This is a genomic window from Cytobacillus sp. GQ23 (genome assembly GCF_059758675.1).
The window spans coordinates 60,524-81,347 of the sequence record NZ_JCAXER010000011.1; the positions used below are offsets into that span (position 1 = coordinate 60,524).

A 20,824-nucleotide genomic window follows, 5' to 3' on the forward strand; every position below is an offset into this window, starting at 1 on the left:
TTCATGGCTTTTTTGTGATTAAAAAGCTGCGTTTCCCAGCGCCTCAGCATCTGCAATTAGTGTAACATGGGGGTGTGTTTCCAATATGGATGCAGGGAAATTTTCATTCGGTTCACCTGTTAACAGTTGAGTTAAAGCGTCTTTTTTATTAATTCCTGAAATTAGCAGTAAAATCTCCTTACTTCTCATTATACTGGCAATTCCCATTGTGATGGCCTGGGATGGAACGTTGTTTATATGGTTAAAAAAGCGTGCATTTGCTTCTCGTGTTGATTGGGTTAGCTCCGTAATATGTGTTTCCGATTGAAAAGATGTCCCCGGTTCGTTAAAACCGATATGACCATTGCTTCCAATTCCTAAAATTTGAAGGTCCACTCCTCCATGCTTCATGATCAGCTTTTCGTATTCGATACATTGGTTCTCTGGATTATTCCCATCTCCCTGAGGAACGTATGTATTGGCCTTTACAATATCAATATGGTCAAACAAGTGTTCATTCATAAAATAACGATAGCTATAAGGATTTTCTCCCGAAAGCCCAATGTATTCGTCTAAGTTAAACGTAGTGACGTGTCGATAGGAAGTATGATTTTTGTAATGATCTTTTATTAAATAATCATATAAGCCAACTGGAGTTCCGCCTGTTGCCAATCCAAGGTTTAGACTTGGATTAGAGCGTACCTTTTCTGCAACAAACTCAGCCGCTTTTCTGCTCATATCATCATAATCTTTTACTTTTAGTATTTTCATAGCCATTCTCCTTTCTGTAAGGGTAGAGCGTACTTGTATTACCTGAATTGCTTTAAAGCATGTGAGATACCGCTTTCGGAATTGGACAGTGTGACAAAGTCACATATTTTCTTAACTTCCTTGTCTGCGTTGTCCATTGCAATCGAATAGCCGGCACATTCTAGCATTGGAATGTCATTAAGATTATCTCCAATAGCCACAGTATTTTCTAAAGGGATATTATAATATTCCGCCATTCTTTTCAGGCCAACGGCTTTATGTCCACCTTTATGCATAATTTCAACATTTATAGAGCTTGATGAAGTAACCGCAATATTTGAATAATCATTCAAAAAGGGAACGAGCTTGTTTCTTCGATCTGGACCAAACGTGAGAATGTACAGTTTGTTAACCTTTATATGCTTATCAAGCAGTAGTTTGGTATGGTCTGTAAAAACATTCACATGCACAGAGATTTGTGGCCTTTCGATAAACCGGTGAAAATCTGTATTTCCTAAACCTTTGATACTTTGTTTTACCCGTTCTGACCAATCATCCGGGAAGTAGATTCCATTATTCGTATAGAGACAGTAGGGGAAAACCATTTCGTTCAATCTCTGAATAATGGAGATTACATCATTCTGTTCCATTGAAATCTGGCTTATTATGTGATTGTCAGCCTCTACAACAGTCCCATTGCTTCCCGCTATTGGACACGTAAGATTATATTTGCTGAGAATGGCTTTAATATCTTCAGGAGCCCGTCCGGAGCAGACCATCACAATATGACCATCTCTCTGTATCTCCTGGATAGCCTCAACATCCTCTTGTGAAATTTGTTTGTCAGGAGACAGCAGTGTGCCGTCCAGATCAAGTGCAAATAGTTTCAATGACATCCCTGCTTCCTCATTTATAGTAAAAGCAAATCACAGAACATGTTGAAAAAACGGATGCTATCTGCAGCCGTTTTAGTAGATTCTGCTTAATCTCTCTTTATTTTAATGTAATCGCTAAGACTTCACTTTCTCCCCTGGTAACGTCAGTGGACGTTTTCCATGTAAACGTGAATAAATCCTCTGAGCTATTCGTTACGACCATTGGTATAATTGTACTTGCCGCATTTTTAGAAATAAACTCCAGGTCAGCTTCTATAATGAGCTGTCCCTTTGACACCTTATCCCCCACTTTTACTGCTGGATTGAAACCCTGGCCTTTTAAAGCTACAGTTTCTAACCCAATATGAACAAGTATCTCAGCGCCCAGGTCCGTTTTAATGCCAAAGGCGTGCTTAGTTTCAGCTAACTGGATGATTTCGCCGCTAGCAGGGGCCACAATCCTTCCATCTGATGGCAAAACAGCAATTCCTTCTCCCATTAACTTTTGACTGAATACAGGATCTGGGACATCCTCTATTTTCATTAATTCCCCGTTAGCAGGGCTTACAATCTCTTCTGAAGCCGTTTGTTTCTTAAAAAGTTTTTTAAACATGCTATCCTCTCCTGCCCTTTTTTGAGCACCCTAAAACATCAGCTATAAAAGCAAAGGGAACTCTTCAAAGAAATTATTAAACATCTATTATTTGCTTTTATTGTTTCATATTGATTTTATTTTTTAATAGGATCCGGTTCAAGGGAACTTTATGGTCTGAAACTGTTCCAAAAAGATACCTGGACATTGGTTCAATACTCCGGAGTGAAAAGTACACTAAATCTGCATTTTAATTTACTGTCTTGTTAGGTTATGCTTTTTTTATACAATCTTTTAGTTGAAAGGGGCTGATCCCAATAAGCATTAATAGTCTTGACTTAAAACTTATTGGTTTTCTTCAGGAAAAAGGAAAGTTAGATCTAGCAGATTCCGATCAGCTTTTCGGACGAAGTTCAAATAGCTTAAAAAGACATATGATGAATATTAACTTGCATCTTCCAGATGATAAACAGCTTAGAATAGAAAAAAACACCATTATTAGTCAGTTAAAATATAATGACTATATTGATTTTGTAAGCAATCTGCAGCTTGAACATTATATTTCATCACAAAAGGAACGGATTGCGCTATTATTGTTTTTTCTTTTTTTTACCCTATTCTCAATGTCTCAAAGCTGTATGAGAAGATGGGAATGAGCCTAACGACAAAGAAAAAGGATAATAAGGCGCTTACTGAGTATCTGAATAAAAGGAATCTGCGATTTGAGGTTGTCCCGAAAAAGGGAATGAAAGTTGCAGGTTCTGAAAGGTCCTATCGAATTCTAACTGCATCAATTCTAGTTTCTCTTGTAGAGATCGATTCGGCTGGGAATCTAATGAATCGGAAAGCCAATAATCCGCTGCAAAAAATGATTTTCGAGGTTTTTGCTGAAATGGCCAAAGTGGATATAGCAGAGGCAAAGGACATACTAAATAAGTTTATCAAAGAGAATCAAGTAAGAATGTCATATCCTTCTAAGAAATTCTGCCTGCTCTGCTTAGTTCTTAGCCTATATCGGTTTAGACAGGGATATATGCTGGAAGCAGAAATGGAACTTGATTTAAAGGTCCCAAACTATCAGCTATTCATAAATCAAAAAAGGGAGAATTTATTTTTCACGTATTTGGCCGCGTCTCTTGACTATATGTCGTTTTCACCGCCTCCTATGGACACGAGATTAAAGATGGCTGTGCTCGCTTTTATCAATCAAGTTCAAGACCATATTGTTACGACTTTTTATGACTATGAAGCAATTTTTAATGAGGTGTACTCCTATATTTACAAATGTTATATTCGTAATAAGCTTGATTATAATCTCTATGATAAAAAGTTAGATGATACTCATAAAGTATTGCCTAAGTTGTATAGAACGGTGAGTAAGGCGACTCCCATTATTGAAACAAAAATGGATGTTCAGTTTTCAAAACTGCAAATCTCAGCCCTGACCTTGCTAGTTCGAAAATTTACGATGAAAAATAAAGTGATTGGAAGGAATAGCAGGAAAATTGTGATTGTGAGTAACTCTGCAATAGAAAAAACCAGCTATTTTGCAGAGAATCTTCGCCATCACTTAGACGTTACAGTGGCAGGAACCTATAATATAAATGAACTGTATGAACTTGAACATATTGAATATGATTTAATTATTACTTTCTCCAATCGAATTGCCGCATTATTAGCAGAAAACAGTTACTCCTGTGTAAAATTAAATTTTTATTTAAATCTGAGGGATATTGATAAATTGCTGAAAATAGGCTTCTCAAGCAGTTCCCGAAGAAAAATTCTATCTGATCATTTTATTGATGAAATCAAAGATAAAGATCCAGAAGAAATAAAGGAACTTTTACTAACAAAGTACCCTTCGCATTTCTTGTAAGAGATATGAAACCATACAAAAAACCTTCCAGATCCATCTTGCAATCAGGGAGGTTTTTGGTTTATGAATAATCCTTCTATTAGGTTGAATGATGAATCAACAGCTAGAATCAAAGGCAGCATCTAAATTAGCATGATTAGTCAAAAGTGACCAATTAAGTGTAATTATCAGTTTTTTTATATTGAACTGGCCATAAAGGATTTACTCCGAATAAAGAGAAAGATTTTTTATAGTCTTTTCAAGAAAAGAGACTTCTGCTTCCAGCATCGCCATTTTGTGTTCTACTGCCAGATTGACTCCAGACCTTACTCCGTGGGAAGGTGTTTGTTTCATCGTTTCCAATAATTCTTTATTATTTTTTAAACGTTCTTCCAATGCAGGAATGGTTTTTTCCAGAGGAAGAAAATCACTGAACATCAACCCGATATCTCCATTGTAATTTACTTTTTCAGCTGAAGATAAGTTGTTCAGCAATAACTGGTAAAAGTATTGCTTGCCGCTCTCATTGATGGAGTACACCTTTCTAGTCGGCCTGTTTCCTTCTTGCTCCAACTGGATGTCAATATATCCTTTTTGACTGAGTTTATCCAATGTTGCATAAGCGGTAGGTTTTTTCATGTCCGTTATGGCACTTAAGTTTCTCTCTATAAATTCATTAATCTGGTACCCATGCTGACTTTGGCTCATGAGTAGCCCAAGTAGAATAAGCGAGCGTTGTTCCACTGAGATCAGCCTTTCTTGCTACAATCTTGTTTTATATTTTCTCGTATATTTCATTTGCAGTCAATTGCCCAGCCAGATAGTGAGGAGTGAAGGGATAGTAAAAGATGACCTTCCCAGATAAAGAAGCTGAATTTAAAGTCAGTAAGTGAAACGTCTTTAAATTCAGCTTCTTTTTTTAATGGGACACCTAGGTAGCAATGCCAATGGATGAGTTCTGGTACTGTTCATCGCTTAATGCTTTCACAATGAAATGTGCTACATCGGCGCGCGGAATCGTTCTTGCTTTTTCTGGTACGCCCGTTTCTGACTCCCTGTACATTCCTGTTAAAGCATCGTTCGTTAATCCCATCGGCCGGACGATTGTGTAGTTTAATCCATGTGCTTGAATATAATCCACGGCATTCCGATGATCTGCGAGAGGGTTTCTCAGCATTTGCATGATCAGTTTTCCGCTGATTCCTGGAATTTCCTTGTTAATGCCTGCAGAAGCTGTGTAGACGATGCGCTGGATGCCGTGTGCCTGCATGCCATCTACGATATTTTTTGTCATTTCTTCAAGTTCTGCTGTTTTTTTCATTCCCTGATTAGAGCCTAAACATGACACAACAGCACCATGACCTGCAATGGCTGCGGCGACTTCTTCTTTATTAGAGGCATCTCCCTGTACAATTTGAAGCTGTTCATGTGAGGCTTCTATCTTTGAATGGGTGCGTACGAAAGCAGTAACCGCAATCCCTTTTTCTAATGATTGCTTCACGACATGTTGGCCAACGCCCCCGGTTGCACCAAATACAATAATCCTCATATTTCCACTCCTTTTTCATTTTGGTAAAACTATTCTTTCAAGATGAGCACTTATCGGAGTATTTAGGCAGATTGTACTCTATATCTGCTGCCAAGTCACCTTGCATCTAACAAAGTGACTTGGCGGGTAGGCTATTGGTTTAGTTCGTTTGTCTGCCTACTGGTTTAAAAATGGATAGCAGATAAATGACAAAGCCTGCAATCCAAATTCCAGGAGGTGATTCTTCAGAGAATGGGATCATGAGGATGTATCCGAGCAATACGAAGCTGTTTATATGGGGAGCCTCTCTTTTCATTGACCTTGACAGAACGATTTGGATAGGAAAATATAAAGTAGGATGGAATTTATTTAAAAAGGCCCTTATCAAGGGTTTGTGTTCGTGGTGGAAGGTGCAAGATCATCAGTTATATTTTTTCATTTATAGTCACAACAATATATACAGAAAGAGTCATGAATAAGAGTAACGAAAGGGGGATAGAAAGGTGGTTACAAAACGGCAAAAGGATATTGTGCTGTCTTTAATGAAGTCAACTGAACCTGTTACAGCTGAATGGATGGCAAAAGAACTTGGTGTAAGTGATAGAACGATCCGAACCGAGATCAAAGAACTTCAATCACAAAGCTTATTAGGGATCGCTATTGAATCGGTGCGCGGTAAGGGCTATCTCTTAGAAATAAAGGATTATAGCCTGTTTGAGAGTGTGTTCACACATAATGCAGCGGAATCGATCGATGACTCTAAATCAGATTTCTCCATACAGGAAAATCGGGTCTTATATATATTAAAGCGTTTTTTGCAGGAAAAGGATTTAATCAAATTGGAAAGCCTTGAGGAAGATCTGTTTGTTTCTAAGCCTAAACTGCAAAGTGACTTAAAAATCGTCCGCGAAATACTGGAAAGCTATCAGCTGAAATTAATTTCCAAACCTCATCATGGCACGCGTGTCGAAGGCGACGAATATATGAGGCGGCTATGCTTTTCAAATCATATTATCAGCAGAAGCAGCAACTTAAACATTGACAGCAAGTCTTTGCAGCTTTTGGACAAAAAGCTGTTTGAAAAGATAAAGGAAATCATCATCAAAAAAGTAAATGAATACAAATTTGAAATCTCTGATATAGCACTCGAGAATTTAGCGACCCATATCACCATTGGATGTAAGAGAATTGAAGAAGGGTTTGTTATTAAAAACCTTGAACATGATCTAACCGGGAAATATCCTTTTGAAAGTATAGTAGCAAATGAAATTGTGAAAGAAGTAGAGGAATTTACCGGACAGCATTTCCCCCTTGCTGAAATTGATTATATTATTGTCCATTTGTTAGGGACAAAATTAATTCATAAGAATACCTTGAATGAATTTAGTAAATTCGATGAGCTGGGTACGATGATTCAGTGCATGCTGGAAAGACTGAAAACGGAACTGAATTGGGATTTTCACGATGACTCGGAATTCATTCAAGCACTGACTTTGCACATTCGGCCTGCGATGAATCGATTACGCTACAATATGAACATTCGGAACCCCTTATTAGACGACATCAAAAGGAAATACCCAAGCGCATTTGAGGGAGCGGCCATAGCCAGCAAATGTATTGGAGAGTATTTGGGCGTTGAAGTGGGAGAACACGAAATTGCCTATATTGCCATACATATAGGCGTGGCATTAGAAAGAATGAAGACATTGCAAAAGAAGGCCAAACGGGTCATTGTTGTGTGTGCTTCAGGCGTGGGAAGCGCCAGGCTATTGTTCTACCGCTTGAAAAATGAATTTAAAGATGAACTCGATATTGTGGCAACCACTAATTATTATCAGCTGAATGAATACGACTTGTCCTCAATCGATTTTATTATTAGCACAATACCGTTAAAAGGAGATTTGGGCGTCCCTGTACAGGTCGTCAATACTTTTTTAGGTGAAGGTGATATTGCCAGTATCCGGGAGGGCTTATCGTCTGTAAACGGGTACGAGGAACAAAGCTACTTAGACAAATCCAGAGTTTTTATTCATAAAAAGTTTGAGGATAAAGAAAGCGTCATCCGTTTTATGTGTGAAGAGTTATACAAACAAAAATTAGTATCTGAAAATTATGCAGATTCAGTGCTCGAGAGGGAGGCATTGGCTCCAACCAGCTTTGGAAACCTTGTCGCCGTCCCTCACCCGCTTACACCGGAAACAGAAGAAACATTTTGGACTGTGTGCACATTAAAAAAGCCTGTTGAATGGGCTGATAAACAGATGGTTCAATTTGTCTGTTTATTAAATGTTCGAAAAGAGCCTGGTGATGACCTGGAACGGATGTATAGAAGGCTTATTACGCTAATTGAAAACAGTGCTATGGTCCAAAAGGTGCTAAAGTGCGGATCAGCTGAAGAAATAATAAAACTATTAAATGATTGTTAAAACGAGTAGTTTTGCAAAGGAGTATTCCAAAAGGGATACTCCTTTTTGCCGGAATAAACAAGGGCGTTCAGCCTTTTTCCGTTACGTAACGGAAAAATCCTTTCTGTAAAATGAAACGCTTTCAAAATAAACTGTAAATAGAAAGAGACAAAAGAAAAGACTTATAGACAGCTTAGAGAAATAGGCTACATATTTTTCAAAAACCATTTTTATTATATAGGAGGTAAAAAGGAATGAATATTTTATTATGCTGTGCAGCAGGGATGAGTACAAGTTTGCTGGTGACTAAAATGGAAAAGGCAGCAGAAGAACAAGGTGTTGAAGGGAAAATCTGGGCAGTTCCAGCCAATCAGATCAATCTCCACGTTGACAATGCAGATGTCCTTCTCTTAGGGCCGCAAGTCCGGTTTCTGCTTCCAAAAATGAAAACATTAGGGGAAGAAAAGAATATTCCCGTTGAGGCAATCAACCCAGTTCACTACGGGATGTGTGATGGGGCTGAAGTTCTAAAAACAGCTATAAACCTAGTAAATAAAAAATAGTTTAAGAGGGGAAGTAACAAGATGAGCAAATTCAATAGCTTTCTAGAAGAGAAAGTTATGCCTGTTGCAGCAAAGATTGGCGGGCAAAGACACTTATTGGCTCTTCGCGATGGCCTTATTGCAACGATGCCATTCATTGTGATCGGTTCAATTTTCTTAATCATTGCTAACTTTCCAATTCCGGGATATGCCGATTGGATGACGTCCATTTTTGGTGCCAGCTGGGCTGCAAAACTATCCTATCCAGTTGATGCTACCTTCAATATCATGTCCATTATTGCAGCATTCGCGGTAGCATACCGGTTAGCAGAAAGTTATAAGCTTGATGCGATGAGTGCGGGTACTATTTCCATTGCCGCGTTCCTGTTAACAACACCGTTCAGTTTCACCTTTACCCCAGCTGATGCTGAAGGAGTTCTGGTAACGGGAGCCATTTCAAAAGCCTTCTTGAGCAGTAAAGGGTTGTTTGTTGCCTTACTTTTTGCTATTTTATCAACTGAAATTTATCGCTGGGTCGTCAAAAAAGATATTGTGATAAAAATGCCGGCAGGTGTACCGCCAAGTGTGGGTAAATCATTTGCTTCTTTAATTCCGGGGCTTTTTGTATTGGTGACGGTTTGGGTAATCCGCTTACTTGTTGAATTGACTCCTTATGAAAGTATCAATGATTTAGTAACCATCGTGTTAGGTGACCCGTTAAAAATGGTTGGCCTTACTCTGGGCGGAACGATTGTTGCTGAGTTATTCGTAACGGTTCTATGGTCTACTGGATTACATGGTACAAACATTGTAAAAAGTGTAATGGAACCAATCTGGTTTGGTGCCATGGGTGACAATATGACTGCCTATCAGGCGGGTGAACCTCTGCCTCACATTGTTACGCAGCAATTCTGGGATAACTTCATTCACATCGGCGGAACGGGCGTAACGTTTGGTTTGGTTCTATCAATGGTATTGTTTGCTAAATCCAAGCAAATGAAAAATCTTGGCCGCTTGGCACTTGGACCTGGTATCTTTAATATTAATGAGCCATTAATCTTTGGCATGCCGATTGTGTTAAATCCAATCATGATCCTTCCCTTCGTCCTTACTTCAATCGTAACAGTTATTGTAACTTTCATTGGAATGGATATGGGATTAGTAGCAAAGCCAGTAGGTATAGCCGTACCTTGGACAATGCCGCCTATTATCTCCGGTTATCTGGCTAGTGGCGGGCATATTTCAGGGGCCGTGATGAATGTGGTGAACATTCTTATTTCTTTCTTAATCTATACACCATTCTTCAAAATATATGATCGAGCGAAGAAGAGAGAAGAAGATGCGATGAACACAGGCGGAAAAGAACATATCGCTTAAACATTTAATGGGTAACCAAAATGGCAGGAAAGGGAATCTTCTTTTCCTAGTAAATTATATGAAAGGCTGTTAATCATCATGAATAAAGAAGAACTTTACAGTCTTGCATTTCAATTAATCCTGCATGCTGGGAATGCAAGAAGCCTCGCGATGGAAGCGATGCAAGTAGCGAAAAAAGGAAATTTTGATGAAGCGGAAGCAAAATTGAACGAAGCAGATTCAGCCTTCAACGAAGCACATCATGTTCAAACTGATTTAATTCAAAAAGAGGCAGGCGGATCTGAATTTGAGATTCCCCTCATTATGATTCATGCACAAGACCACTTAATGACTGCATTGACTCTTAAAGAGTTAGCCAGGGAAATAATTGATTTGCACAAGCTGATTAAAAAGGATTAAGAACGAACTCTGCACCTGGCAGTAAATCATTAAGTGCCTTCAAACCTGCAATAAAAAAAATCGGTCATGTAAAAGCCCAACATTCTGGGCTTTTTTTTATAAAAATGATGGTTTCGTGATCTACTTTTGAATAAAGAAAGGAATGGACCTAGATGAGAAAAACATTTCCGGAGAATTTTTTATGGGGCGGGGCAACCGCTGCAAACCAATATGAAGGCGGGTACAATGAAGGCGGCAGAGGGCTGGCGACCAGCGACTTCATTACAAATGGTTCTGCAGACCGTCCAAGAAAGATTACGATCAAGTTAAAAGATGGCAGAAAAACAATGGTAAACAGACGGCCAACTGGGGATCCCCAATTAGATACGATTCCAGAAGGGGGAACAGGCTTTATTGACGATCATGTTTATTATCCAAGCCATAAGGCGGTTGATTTTTACCACCGTTACAAAGAAGATATTGCACTATATGGAGAAATGGGGTTTAAATGCTTCCGGTTATCTCTTAGCTGGTCCCGTATTTTCCCAAAAGGCGGAATTGAAGGAGAACAGCCAAATGAAGAGGGATTGAAATTTTACGAAGATGTCTTTAAAGAGTGCAGAAAATACAATATCGAACCTTTAGTCACCTTGTATCATTTTGAAACCCCTGCGTATTTGGCGGAGCATTTTAATGGCTGGGGCGGCCGTGAAACGATTGAATGTTTCTTAAGAATGTGCAAAGAGGTCTTCACAAGATATAAGGATTTAGTGAAGTATTGGATCCCCATTAACGAAATTAATGTACTCAATGGCTACGCTTTTATGGGAACGAGGGAGGCTGCAGCACAGGTGCGCTATCAGGCAAAGCATCATATGTTTGTTGCGAGTGCCCGTGCGAATAAGCTTTGCCACGAGATTATTCCTGATGCGAAGATTGGCTGCATGGTTGCTTTAAGCTGCATCTATCCAAAGGATTGTAAGCCTGAAAATGTATTTGGAGCCTTGGACTATAGAAGAGGCGCTTTGATTTATTCCGATATTATGATGAGAGGTTACTATCCTTCTTACGCGGACCATTTTTTTGAACAGCTGGGAGTAACCATAGAAAAAGAACCAGGGGATGACGAGATCATCAGGGCGCATCCTTCGGACTTTTTATCTTTTAGTTATTACCGCAGCAGTGTTTACCATACAGAAATCGTCCAGAATACGGATACGGGCGGCCAAATGGGAGATGACAATCCATTCGTGAGAAAAACAGAGTGGGGCTGGGCGATTGACCCGGTGGGGCTCAGATACACACTATCTGAACTTTATGATCGTTATCAAAAACCGCTTTTTATTGTTGAAAATGGGTTGGGCACTATTGATAAAGTGGATGAAAATGGATATGTGGAAGACGATTATCGAATCCAGTATTTCCGTGATCATATCACCGAAATGAAAAAAGCAGTAACCTTAGACGGCGTTGATTTAATGGGCTATACACCGTGGGGATGCATTGATTTAGTTTCAGCCGGAACGGGAGAAATGAAAAAGCGGTATGGGTTTATTTATGTAGACATGGACGACGAAGGAAATGGAACCTTAAACAGAATAAAGAAGAAATCATTTGATTGGTATAAGAAAGTGATAGCAACGAATGGGGACGATCTTAGTTTTTAATTTAATCTAGCACTTCGTTTGGCAGCTTTGAGTTTCGTGAAAGAGACAAACGTAAAGAAATTGGTGTGAGTAAAGCTCCTTCATTTTTTCCAGGAGAAGCGCAGAAACATGCTTTGAAAAACAGTTGAATTAAGGGTTCTACTTGCAGTAAGACCCTTCATAGTTAAATAGACTATTTTAATAAGGAGGATATTATGTCCGATAGGCGGGCATATATCCTCTTTTTTTGAATAGCAGACTGGCTAATAGGATGTTTAAAGAATCGTAAAAGTTGATTATAATAAAGAAACATACGTTTGTATTTTTAAGTGCACAATCCTGCAGAAATGGTTGAAATTAAAGGCGGATAGCGATTAAAAAAGGAGCATGAAATGATGAATGAATATGGCACACTACATAAAGTTGACGGTCGTTATGCTTTGAGATTTGAACGATTTTTTCTCCATAACCCAGAAGATGTTTTTCATGTCCTCACAAATCCTGGTGACTTTTCGAAATGGTATCCTTTTGCAACAGGGGAGATGGATCTTAAACTTGGCGGTGAAATTGCTTTTGACGATGGGGAAGGAACGACATATACCGGTATCATTACAGAGTTAGAAGCGCCATATTTATTTGGTTTCCGTGAAGTTGATGATCTGTTAAACATTTCATTGCAGGAAGAGGGTAAAGGATGCAAAATGATCTTCACCCATACTTTTGACGATGATTCATGGGCAGTGAACACTGCAGCAGGTTGGCATAGATGTCTGGATGTATTTTGCCAAATTGTTAATCATCAGCCCGTTGTGTGGCATGATAATGCAGCTAAGCTGCGTGATATATATAGGGAATCATTTAAATAGCATCTATAGCCTTTCGTGTGTTTATAAAGGATTAGGCCCATAAGAGTGATCGAGCAATCCAGTTATTAAAAAGCGTGCTTTGAACAATGCTGCTTCAAAGCACGCTTTTAGCAGTTCGGGACCCTTTTTCGGAAGCAGATGGTCAGGCTTTGGCAAGGTTCCAAATGAGAATATTTCAAAAAAGCAAGCTGGAAAAAAGCTTGCTTTTTGGCTTTATAAAACGGCTTGTTCAAAACCCCTCTTATAGCTATCAGAACTATGAGGGGCGCTCCAGCACGGTGGCGAGCATACGGTGAACAACCTCGTGGTCACGAGGGTCGTGCAGGCGGTAGTCCTTCCCCGGCAGCGTGTACCACTCTTTAGCGCCGACATATGTGATGGAGAGATTGAGGGCACCATCATCATCGCAGGTAGTGATCAATTCGAGCTCCCCGCTGATCACACCGACTTCATTCGTCATTACACCATGAGTTGCGTGAAAGACTGATGTCTTCTTTTCCAATTGAATGACTCCCTTCTGTGGTTGGGGGGTTACACTGCAAGTATTACAAACGCCGGTTGGCAGTACCAGCTTAAAGCATTAATAAGATTAGTAGGAACAAGAGTTAAGCATGCTTTGCAGTGCCGACTTCTCGGATGACTGCAGGGTTAACCCCCAGCGATATTTAGTGTCAATCCACATTTTGGCGTATGCACAGCGGGCACCAGAACGGGGCGGCTGCCATGTCGAAGGATCCTGGTCTCCCTTTGAGCGGTTGGTGCTGGCAGACACGGCAATCAGCTGCGGGCCGCTAAGATCATTGGCAAAGCTCTGACGTTTGGATGTGGTCCAGCTGCTCGCGCCAGAACGCCATGCCTCGGCCAATGGAACAACATGGTCGATGTCGAGATCAGACGGAGAGGTCAAAGTGACGCCATCATAGTAGCTGTACCACTTACCGGACGTTACAGGACAATCCCCGCTGTAGGAATCAGCATCCCGCTTGAGCACCACCTGTCGGGTGTCACAGCCGCCGCCTTGGCTGATCCAATGAGGGAAAAGATCACGCGTATAGCCAGTCATAGACCCCTCGGCCTTCACAGTCAGCGAGTTTAATTCAGATTGGGCGGTGGACTTGGAAGGAATTCCGTTCGGCAGCGCCGATGCTGTCGACATGTCAAATTGAAAAACAGCAAACGACAGGACTACCGCAAAGACAAACATCATTGATTTCTTCAGCATGTTAATGCCTCCTATGTATTTTTTTCTACTAACATCTTGTTTTATTGAATGAGATGTTTATAGTTGAAACCAAATGGAGTGCAGAAAAAAACGTGATAGAAATTGATATTAGCAGGCAGATTAATGGAGTAAGTCTCCGCTTACCATGATATTACATTGCTTATTTTCTTTAAAGTTAAAATATTGTAAATATTATAAAAATAAATAATTTGGAGTCCTTATCTTTTATTTATGTAGATCTTTTCTCATAGCTTTATAGGTTATCCAGGCTATGATTACGTCATCCCTAAAAAACCAACACCTCAAATGTATTTTTACACTATTTTATGCCAATATTCCTATTGGAGTAAGAATCAGAGTCTATTAAGATAGAAATAGAATAAATTGGAATTTACAAAGCGGAGCTGATTCTGTTGAAGGTTTTAGAAGCAGATTCCTTGCTTGAAGGAATCGACGAGACGAGTAATCAATTAATGATCTTGAAAGAACAGGTAAGCCAAGTTCAGGCATCCATCCAGGAGCTGGTGTCTCTTGAAGATGCCTTTAAAGGACAGGGTGGCCAGGCTATACGTGCGTTCTACCAGGAATGCCATCTGCCTTTCCTGCAATTCCTGAAAACCTGGATTGATGAGTATCAATCCTACTTAAAAAGTTTTATAGGTTCATTGAAAGCTCTTGAACCCTCTCCTTCAGGCTTTATCCGTCAAGAATTCCTTGAGCATGAACTCACACAAGGGCTGAAAAACACTCTTCAGATCACAGCTGAACTGACACAGGAAGCGAATGGAATCATGAAGTCCGTTAGCGACATTGTTACCCTTCCACGGCTGGAGGATGACCGCTTTATCCAGGCATCCAAGCGGGCAGAGGATTCAAGCCGCGAAACCGTCGAGAAACTGGAGGACTTCGACCATCGGGAAACAGCTGCGCTGGACCCGCTTCTTCGGGATCTGTCTCTCATGAACCAATACATCCAAAAATTGGCCGGTGTGTTCCAAAGCAGCAGCTTATCATTGGCTCAATACCAGCCTAAATCTCTCAGCTGGAAGGATTTCCACGAGGAAGTATCGAATCCAAATCCACAAAGCGAGCAAAATATTCTTCAAGATATAGCTGAAGGCGTCATTGAGGGGGCATCCAAAGCTGTAGGGGATACATGGGATGGGCTGAAGTCAACCTATGAGCTGGGCAGAATCATCATGGGTCCATTTAGTCCATTGTTTTTGGGCAGTGAAATGCTGTTTAACCGTGACCAGCTGCTCGAAAACCAAAGGAAGCACCGGGAATTTTACTTAGGCATCATAAATGACCCTTTAGGAAAAGTGCGCCAAGTTCTGGATATGCCGAAATATATCTGGTCTGCAGTAACCGAAGCCTGGGATCGGGATGTCGTAAATGGAGATGTCAAAAGCAGGACTGCTTTCTTTACCTATGGCCTCACTTCCCTGGGAATTGGTATTATTGGGGATAAGGGGATTGGGAAAGCAGGAACTATTGCCAAGATGGTTCGCCAGGCTGGTAAAGGGGAGAAGGCATTCCCGATTTACACTCCGGTTCAGGCACCGGCCATGGCAGGTGGTGGACTGACCGGGGGGCCATTGCCTTATAATGTTCTTAGTGATCCGTTGACGAAGATAAAGACGATGACGGATGATGTGTATGGGGTTAAGGGTTCGGGTAATAAGATAGATTCAGACCTAATAAAAAAGTATATTAGAGATGTAGAAGGACGAACGGGAAGAGAGCTACCAAAAAATCAAATAGAGAAATTGAAGGAAGCATTAAGAAATAGAGAATATAGGAAGTTATCGCCTATCGAAACAAGAAAACACCGAAGAGTATTCAATAAAGTAAAAGATAAGCTAATTGAGGAGTGGGAGATAAAAACAAGTCAAAATTGGCCAACTTATGCTGAAGACGTAATTTCTGAGAAGACTGGTGAACCAGCTCGAAGAAAAGGAGATAAATACGACGCTCATCATATAATTGAGAATAATTTCCAAGGGGAACATGAATGGTGGAATATACATCCTGCCAAATTTCCAAATGAACATCAGTCAGGAATCCATGGTAAGGGCTCGCCTGCCAATGAATTATTTAAAGGAGGAAAGTGATTTTATGAGATTTGACTTTATTAAAAATCAAGTTGGTAATCAGTTTTTCCCTGTAAGTGAAAAAGAAATTGAAGAAGTTGAGTCAGCCTTAGGGTTAAGATTCCCATATGATTTAAGAGAATTCCTTTTAGAGGTTGGTTATGGTTTTCTTAGAAAATCTGAATATAATATAAATCGGATTTTGGGACCAAATTCTATAAAAGATGCCAGATTAAAAGTTAATGATTTTGAATATTATCCTGATATAGAAGTGTATGAAGAACTTGAAGATGGTAAATTAATTTTTTTTGAAGCAAATGAAAGTGCATTATTATTAATTGACTTGAGTGAGGAAAAAAATAATTCTATTTATTACGACGAGATAAAAATAGCCGACTCTTTAGAAGAGTTTTTAAGGAAAGTTATGGACAACGATAAATATTATATTGATATGGAGTAATAAATATAGTTAGTATTGCTTTAAACCTCTGAATAGGCATAGCGCCTTTTAAGGGGTTTTTTGTGTGGGCTTTTAATGACGAATAAGATTTAAGTTATAATAGGATCCGGTAACCAATAAACATAGAGTGGCATCAGCTGAAACAGTTAATGAAATGATCCTAGAAGAATGGCATAAATTTATTTTTATACCCAAATATCAGAAAATGAGGGGGGAAATTCCTTTAATAAATATAATTATCGGGAGTGAAGCTAATGGAAAAGATAAAGCAATTGCTCACACAAATAAACACTTTACCACATTGTCGTGTCTTCGAGCCTTCTGGATTACCCATTATTGATGAAGGCAAGCATATTTTACCTAGTGATTTAAAAGAGTTTTATAATCTTTGTGGGGGATTAGTTTTATTTGAAAATGAGGAATATCCAATTTATCTTGTGTCTCCTGATAAGTTTGTATTGGCAAATCCAATAATTGTAGGAGAATTATGTGAAGAAGATATTTCATCTAACTGGTATATTGTTTGTAATGATGGAACGGATGAATACTTAACGATTGACCTCAATGAAGGTAGACTAGGTAGATGCTACGATAGTTTTTTTGACCGCCATGGGCTTGTTGGTGAATCCCAGATTATTGCTACTTCTTTTACTGATTTACTTGAACGACTTGTAAAAAATAAAGGGCAATATTGGTATTGGCTAAGAAGTGATTTTATCTCCCTAGGTGATGCATATGATGATATTAAGTAATAATCATTTTTATAGAATAAGATGACCTTGATTGGCTGTATGCCTTTCAAGGTTTCTTTTTTGTGTGGGCTTTCAATGACGAGTTAGATATAAGTAATCATAGGATTTGGTAACGGTTAAACATAGAGTTGTATCAATGCGCTCCGTGGAATCAAGCCGTGAAAGATTTATACTGCACATTTATTTTTGTTAATTCATGGTTAAAGAGACGACCATCGGGAAACAGCTGAGCTGGACCCACTACTTCAGGATCGGTCTCTCATGAACCAATACATCCAAAAATTGGCCGGTGTGTTCCAAAGCAGCAGCTTATCATTGGCTCAATACCAGCCTAAATCTCTCAGCTGGAAGGATTTCCACGAGGAAGTATCGAATCCAAATCCAGAAAGCGCGCAAAATATTCTTCAAAATATAGCTGAAGGCGTCATTGAGGGGGCATCCAAAGCTGTAGGGGATACATGGGATGGGCTGAAGTCAACCTATGAGCTGGGCAGAACCATCATGGGCCCATTTAGCCCATTGTTTTTGGGCAGTGAAATGCTGTTTAACCGTGACCAGCTGCTCGAAAACCAAAGGAAGCACCAGGAATTTTACTTAGGCATCATAAATGACCCTATAGGAAAAGTGCGCCAAGTTCTGGATATGCCGAAATATATCTGGTCGGCGGTTACCGATGCCTGGGATCGGGATGTCGTAAATGGAGATGCCCAAAGCAGGACTGCTTTCTTTACCTATGGCCTCACTTCCCTTGGAATTGGCATTATAGGAGATAAGGGAATCGGGAAAGCAGGAACTATTGCCAAGACGGTTCGCCAGGCTGGTAAAGGGGAGAAGGCATTCCCGATTTACACTCCGGTTCAGGCACCGGCCATGGCAGGTAGTGGACTGACTCGGGGGCCTGTTCCTTAAATGTTCTTAATGATCCGTTGATGAAGATTAAGACGATGGCGGATGGTGTGTTTGGGGTTAAGGGTTCGGGTAATAAGATAGATTCAGACCTAATAAAAAAGTATATTAGAGATGTAAAAGGACGAACGGGAAGAGAGCTACCAAAAAATCAAATAGAGAAATTGAAGGAAGCATTAAGAAATAGAGAATATAGGAAGTTATCGCCTATCGAAACAAGAAAACATCGAAGAGCATTCAATAAAGTAAAAGATAAGCTAATTGAGGAGTGGGAGATAAAAACAAGTCAAAAGTGGCCTACTTATGCTGAAGACGTAATTTCTGAGAAGACTGGTGAACCAGCTCGAAGAAAAGGAGATAAATACGACGCTCATCATATAATTGAGAATAGTTTCCAAGGGGAACATGAATGGTGGAATATACATCCTGCCAAATTTCCAAATGAACATCAGTCAGGAATCCTTGGTACGGGATCGCCTGCCAATGAATTATTTAAAGGAGGAAAGTGATTTTATGAGATTTGACTTTATTAAAAATCAAGTTGGTAATCAGTTTTTCCCTGTAAGTGAAAAAGAAATTAAAGAAGTTGAGTCAGCCTTAGGGTTAAGATTCCCATATGATTTAAGAGAATTCCTTTTAGAAGTTGGTTATGGTTTTCTTAGAAAATCTGAATATAATATAAATCGGATTTTGGGACCAAATTCTATAAAAGATGCCAGATTAAAAGTTAATGATTTTGAATTTTATCCTGATATAGAAGTGTATGAAGAACTTGAAGATGGTAAATTAATTTTTTTTGAAGCAAATGAAAGTGCATTATTATTAATTGACTTGAGTGAGGATAAAAATAATTCTATTTATTACGACGAGATAAAAATTGCCGACTCTTTAGAAGAGTTTTTAAGGAAAGTTATGGACAACGATAAATATTATATTGATATGGAGTAATAAATATAGTTAGTATTGCTTTAAACCTCTGAATAGGCATAGCGCCTTTTAAGGGGTTTTTTGTGTGGGCTTTTAATGACGAATAAGATTTAAGTTATAATAGGATCCGGTAACCAATAAACATAGAGTGGCATCAAAGCAACGTGACAAAATGTATGAGCGTCAATTAGACAAGATGCGCTTCACAATCCAGATCAAATTGCAGGAGGAAGACCAGATTCATTTAAAGTAACTTATGAAATTGAAGAGTTTCTTTGTTGAGAGAGTTACCTAGTGTCGTGTGAACTATTAATTATTTTTAGACTGGAGATATACCTTGAAACATCTCTATGATGTATTAAAAAACTCTTAAGTACATATAACAATTTAATAATCATCTTTAAATGATTGTTTATTGAGTTTCATAGCTCACGAAGGTTGTTCCATCATGATGTAGTGTTGTAATACTTGAATAGTGTGACGTTATTTTACTTTACAAAGTTTGTATAAAACAATGAATGTTACACGTGAAACAAAAAATTTACGAGAGAAAAGTGATTCTTTTATATAGACAGAAGCACTATTTAACTTTACTCTGCATACAAAAAGACTCACCAGGGTAAACCCAAAATAAAAAGGGTGACAGATATGGCTTTTGATTACGATTTAGACTTCGATAACATAGATTTCCGCAAAAATCCCGAACTGTATAGGGTTGGCAGGGGAGAGCAGGGTGTGCTGCTGGTGGAGCCTTATAAGAGCGAAATCCTGAGGCATTGGCGATTCAAGAATCCGAAAATTGCTAAAGAATCATCGGATAAAATCTATCAAATGTTTCTCGATTATAAGGAGAAAGATGATTTTGTCGGTATGGACATGGCAAGGAAATTTCTGCAGATGGGTTACACAAGAGCTCGCCGGTATACGAATTACAAAGGCGGAAGGAAATATGATGAGGATGGCGATGTAAAAGAAAGACAGAATGATCCGGTGAAGGCAGAATCAGCCGCTATCTTTATGGAAAAATGGAAGCTCGCCCGTGAGGATAAAGATTATCTTAATCGAAAGAAAGAGCATCAAAAAAAATATGGCTGAATCCGCATATACTAAATAAACAAACAGCACCCACTATATGGATAGAGAGGTGCTGTATGTGTATACCATTGTTCGTTTTTCGCTTAAGAGAAAGATCAATACTCCCCTTTAATAACAAAAAACGAACCCCGAATAATTCCCGCCAGCTTAGATTTCCGTTTGGCAAACTTGAATTTCCCCTCTAATTCCTTTGGTACTTCCATCCCCTCAGAAAGCTTGAAGCCTACCGCGCGTTTCTTAGGGTCGTCTACTGTATACATGACATTAACACTTAGGCCATCTTCATAAAAGACGTAGGTCCATTTGATGTTTTCAACTTGAAACTGCGCTGTTTCTAAAGGTTTGGCTGCAAATTCTATATCGCGTTCTTTCAAAATCCGGTTCACATAATCTAGGGTCTCCCGGCTTTCGCTGGCTGGTACTACCGTAAACTCATGTTTGTATTTGGTTTTAAAGTACCTGGCTTCATTTGCGCGCAAACCAGCAAGGGCTTCCGCTGCCGGGGAAGACTCTAAGCCAATCGCAGACACGTTTTTAAAATCAACTGTATAGGACATTGCCATCCCGCCTTTATTA

Annotated in this window: 20 protein-coding genes and 3 pseudogenes; 15 read left to right on the forward strand and 8 right to left on the reverse strand. The window is 39.3% G+C overall.

Features of this window, described 5'->3' with window-relative positions; all coding sequences use genetic code 11:
• Positions 1-18: 18 nt before the first annotated feature.
• The 3 genes from nagB to AC6CHU_RS11065 all read right to left on the reverse strand — a co-directional run bounded on the left by nagB (position 19) and on the right by AC6CHU_RS11065 (position 2,217).
• Entirely contained in the window at positions 19-750 is a 732-nt protein-coding gene (gene nagB / locus AC6CHU_RS11055) for a glucosamine-6-phosphate deaminase (RefSeq protein WP_251283877.1), read from the reverse strand.
• Positions 751-788: 38 nt separating this feature from the next.
• On the reverse strand, positions 789-1,625 hold the full coding sequence (locus AC6CHU_RS11060; protein WP_251283876.1) for a Cof-type HAD-IIB family hydrolase: 837 nt from the start codon (positions 1,623-1,625) through the stop codon (positions 789-791).
• Between the two features lie 97 nt (positions 1,626-1,722).
• Positions 1,723-2,217, reverse strand: coding sequence for a PTS sugar transporter subunit IIA (locus AC6CHU_RS11065; protein ID WP_251169696.1), 495 nt, complete (start codon positions 2,215-2,217; stop codon positions 1,723-1,725).
• Between the two features lie 544 nt (positions 2,218-2,761).
• Between AC6CHU_RS11065 and AC6CHU_RS11070 the strand changes: the two genes are divergently transcribed.
• Positions 2,762-4,072, forward strand: a complete 1,311-nt coding sequence (locus AC6CHU_RS11070; RefSeq protein ID WP_311315921.1) for a PRD domain-containing protein — start codon at positions 2,762-2,764, stop codon at positions 4,070-4,072.
• Between the two features lie 201 nt (positions 4,073-4,273).
• On the opposite strand, the gene AC6CHU_RS11075 is transcribed toward AC6CHU_RS11070, so the two are convergent.
• Positions 4,274-4,795, reverse strand: coding sequence for a PadR family transcriptional regulator (locus tag AC6CHU_RS11075; RefSeq protein WP_311315918.1), 522 nt, complete (start codon positions 4,793-4,795; stop codon positions 4,274-4,276).
• A gap of 187 nt (positions 4,796-4,982) precedes the next feature.
• Positions 4,983-5,600, reverse strand: coding sequence for an NAD(P)-dependent oxidoreductase (locus AC6CHU_RS11080; RefSeq protein WP_251283874.1), 618 nt, complete (start codon positions 5,598-5,600; stop codon positions 4,983-4,985).
• A 482-nt stretch (positions 5,601-6,082) separates the two neighbouring features.
• Here AC6CHU_RS11080 and AC6CHU_RS11085 point away from each other — a divergent pair, with 482 nt between their 5' ends.
• From AC6CHU_RS11085 to AC6CHU_RS11110, 6 genes are all read left to right on the forward strand, one after another.
• The gene (locus AC6CHU_RS11085) at positions 6,083-8,005 is read left to right on the forward strand and encodes a BglG family transcription antiterminator (RefSeq protein ID WP_251283873.1); all 1,923 of its coding nucleotides are present in this window, start codon (positions 6,083-6,085) and stop codon (positions 8,003-8,005) included.
• Between the two features lie 233 nt (positions 8,006-8,238).
• Positions 8,239-8,547, forward strand: coding sequence for a PTS sugar transporter subunit IIB (locus AC6CHU_RS11090; protein ID WP_251283872.1), 309 nt, complete (start codon positions 8,239-8,241; stop codon positions 8,545-8,547).
• Between the two features lie 21 nt (positions 8,548-8,568).
• On the forward strand, positions 8,569-9,903 hold the full coding sequence (celB, locus tag AC6CHU_RS11095; RefSeq protein WP_251283871.1) for a PTS cellobiose transporter subunit IIC: 1,335 nt from the start codon (positions 8,569-8,571) through the stop codon (positions 9,901-9,903).
• A 78-nt stretch (positions 9,904-9,981) separates the two neighbouring features.
• Positions 9,982-10,302, forward strand: a complete 321-nt coding sequence (locus tag AC6CHU_RS11100) for a PTS sugar transporter subunit IIA (RefSeq protein ID WP_159863591.1) — start codon at positions 9,982-9,984, stop codon at positions 10,300-10,302.
• A 152-nt stretch (positions 10,303-10,454) separates the two neighbouring features.
• Positions 10,455-11,948 carry a family 1 glycosylhydrolase gene (locus AC6CHU_RS11105; protein ID WP_498121641.1) on the forward strand — a complete coding sequence of 498 codons (1,494 nt, stop codon included), beginning with the start codon at positions 10,455-10,457 and terminating at the stop codon, positions 11,946-11,948.
• Positions 11,949-12,322: 374 nt separating this feature from the next.
• Positions 12,323-12,793 carry an SRPBCC family protein gene (locus AC6CHU_RS11110; RefSeq protein ID WP_498121643.1) on the forward strand — a complete coding sequence of 157 codons (471 nt, stop codon included), beginning with the start codon at positions 12,323-12,325 and terminating at the stop codon, positions 12,791-12,793.
• A 256-nt stretch (positions 12,794-13,049) separates the two neighbouring features.
• Here AC6CHU_RS11110 and AC6CHU_RS11115 read toward each other — a convergent pair whose 3' ends face one another.
• Both AC6CHU_RS11115 and AC6CHU_RS11120 read right to left on the reverse strand, forming a co-directional pair.
• The gene (locus tag AC6CHU_RS11115; protein WP_159863589.1) at positions 13,050-13,295 is read right to left on the reverse strand and encodes a hypothetical protein; all 246 of its coding nucleotides are present in this window, start codon (positions 13,293-13,295) and stop codon (positions 13,050-13,052) included.
• A gap of 87 nt (positions 13,296-13,382) precedes the next feature.
• Positions 13,383-14,015 carry an HNH endonuclease family protein gene (locus AC6CHU_RS11120; RefSeq protein ID WP_159863588.1) on the reverse strand — a complete coding sequence of 211 codons (633 nt, stop codon included), beginning with the start codon at positions 14,013-14,015 and terminating at the stop codon, positions 13,383-13,385.
• Positions 14,016-14,428: 413 nt separating this feature from the next.
• Here AC6CHU_RS11120 and AC6CHU_RS11125 point away from each other — a divergent pair.
• The 8 genes and pseudogenes from AC6CHU_RS11125 to AC6CHU_RS11160 all read left to right on the forward strand — a co-directional run.
• Positions 14,429-15,010, forward strand: a pseudogene (locus tag AC6CHU_RS11125) (ribonuclease YeeF family protein); the annotation flags it as partial.
• A gap of 669 nt (positions 15,011-15,679) precedes the next feature.
• Positions 15,680-16,129: pseudogene (locus AC6CHU_RS11130) on the forward strand (T7SS effector LXG polymorphic toxin); the annotation flags it as partial.
• A 4-nt stretch (positions 16,130-16,133) separates the two neighbouring features.
• Positions 16,134-16,568 carry an SMI1/KNR4 family protein gene (locus tag AC6CHU_RS11135; protein ID WP_498121690.1) on the forward strand — a complete coding sequence of 145 codons (435 nt, stop codon included), beginning with the start codon at positions 16,134-16,136 and terminating at the stop codon, positions 16,566-16,568.
• A 254-nt stretch (positions 16,569-16,822) separates the two neighbouring features.
• Positions 16,823-17,320, forward strand: coding sequence for an SMI1/KNR4 family protein (locus AC6CHU_RS11140; protein WP_159863587.1), 498 nt, complete (start codon positions 16,823-16,825; stop codon positions 17,318-17,320).
• A gap of 261 nt (positions 17,321-17,581) precedes the next feature.
• Complete coding sequence (locus AC6CHU_RS11145) at positions 17,582-18,229, forward strand: hypothetical protein (protein WP_201306514.1); 648 nt, start codon at positions 17,582-17,584, stop codon at positions 18,227-18,229.
• Positions 18,230-18,285: 56 nt separating this feature from the next.
• Positions 18,286-18,735 (forward strand): annotated as a pseudogene (locus AC6CHU_RS11150) (T7SS effector LXG polymorphic toxin); the annotation flags it as partial.
• A gap of 4 nt (positions 18,736-18,739) precedes the next feature.
• Entirely contained in the window at positions 18,740-19,174 is a 435-nt protein-coding gene (locus AC6CHU_RS11155) for an SMI1/KNR4 family protein (protein ID WP_159863586.1), read from the forward strand.
• A 627-nt stretch (positions 19,175-19,801) separates the two neighbouring features.
• On the forward strand, positions 19,802-20,248 hold the full coding sequence (locus AC6CHU_RS11160; RefSeq protein ID WP_251283866.1) for a DUF4385 domain-containing protein: 447 nt from the start codon (positions 19,802-19,804) through the stop codon (positions 20,246-20,248).
• 95 nt (positions 20,249-20,343) lie between these two features.
• Here AC6CHU_RS11160 and AC6CHU_RS11165 read toward each other — a convergent pair whose 3' ends face one another.
• A complete protein-coding gene (locus AC6CHU_RS11165; protein ID WP_498121646.1) occupies positions 20,344-20,805 on the reverse strand; it encodes a DUF8821 family protein in 462 nt (153 codons plus the stop codon).
• Between the last annotated feature and the right edge of the window lie 19 nt (positions 20,806-20,824).

Bases quoted from the DNA above. Each gene is read 5' to 3' on its own strand.
- nagB (WP_251283877.1), bottom strand. From the start codon at position 750: ATGAAAATACTAAAAGTAAAAGATTATGATGATATGAGCAGAAAAGCG.
- AC6CHU_RS11060 (WP_251283876.1), bottom strand. From the start codon at position 1,625: ATGTCATTGAAACTATTTGCACTTGATCTGGACGGCACACTGCTGTCT.
- AC6CHU_RS11065 (WP_251169696.1), bottom strand. From the start codon at position 2,217: ATGTTTAAAAAACTTTTTAAGAAACAAACGGCTTCAGAAGAGATTGTA.
- AC6CHU_RS11080 (WP_251283874.1), bottom strand. From the start codon at position 5,600: ATGAGGATTATTGTATTTGGTGCAACCGGGGGCGTTGGCCAACATGTC.
- AC6CHU_RS11090 (WP_251283872.1), top strand. From the start codon at position 8,239: ATGAATATTTTATTATGCTGTGCAGCAGGGATGAGTACAAGTTTGCTG.
- celB (WP_251283871.1), top strand. From the start codon at position 8,569: ATGAGCAAATTCAATAGCTTTCTAGAAGAGAAAGTTATGCCTGTTGCA.
- AC6CHU_RS11100 (WP_159863591.1), top strand. From the start codon at position 9,982: ATGAATAAAGAAGAACTTTACAGTCTTGCATTTCAATTAATCCTGCAT.
- AC6CHU_RS11105 (WP_498121641.1), top strand. From the start codon at position 10,455: ATGAGAAAAACATTTCCGGAGAATTTTTTATGGGGCGGGGCAACCGCT.
- AC6CHU_RS11110 (WP_498121643.1), top strand. From the start codon at position 12,323: ATGAATGAATATGGCACACTACATAAAGTTGACGGTCGTTATGCTTTG.
- AC6CHU_RS11120 (WP_159863588.1), bottom strand. From the start codon at position 14,015: ATGCTGAAGAAATCAATGATGTTTGTCTTTGCGGTAGTCCTGTCGTTT.
- AC6CHU_RS11135 (WP_498121690.1), top strand. From the start codon at position 16,134: ATGAGATTTGACTTTATTAAAAATCAAGTTGGTAATCAGTTTTTCCCT.
- AC6CHU_RS11140 (WP_159863587.1), top strand. From the start codon at position 16,823: ATGGAAAAGATAAAGCAATTGCTCACACAAATAAACACTTTACCACAT.
- AC6CHU_RS11145 (WP_201306514.1), top strand. From the start codon at position 17,582: ATGAACCAATACATCCAAAAATTGGCCGGTGTGTTCCAAAGCAGCAGC.
- AC6CHU_RS11155 (WP_159863586.1), top strand. From the start codon at position 18,740: ATGAGATTTGACTTTATTAAAAATCAAGTTGGTAATCAGTTTTTCCCT.
- AC6CHU_RS11160 (WP_251283866.1), top strand. From the start codon at position 19,802: ATGGCTTTTGATTACGATTTAGACTTCGATAACATAGATTTCCGCAAA.
- AC6CHU_RS11165 (WP_498121646.1), bottom strand. From the start codon at position 20,805: ATGTCCTATACAGTTGATTTTAAAAACGTGTCTGCGATTGGCTTAGAG.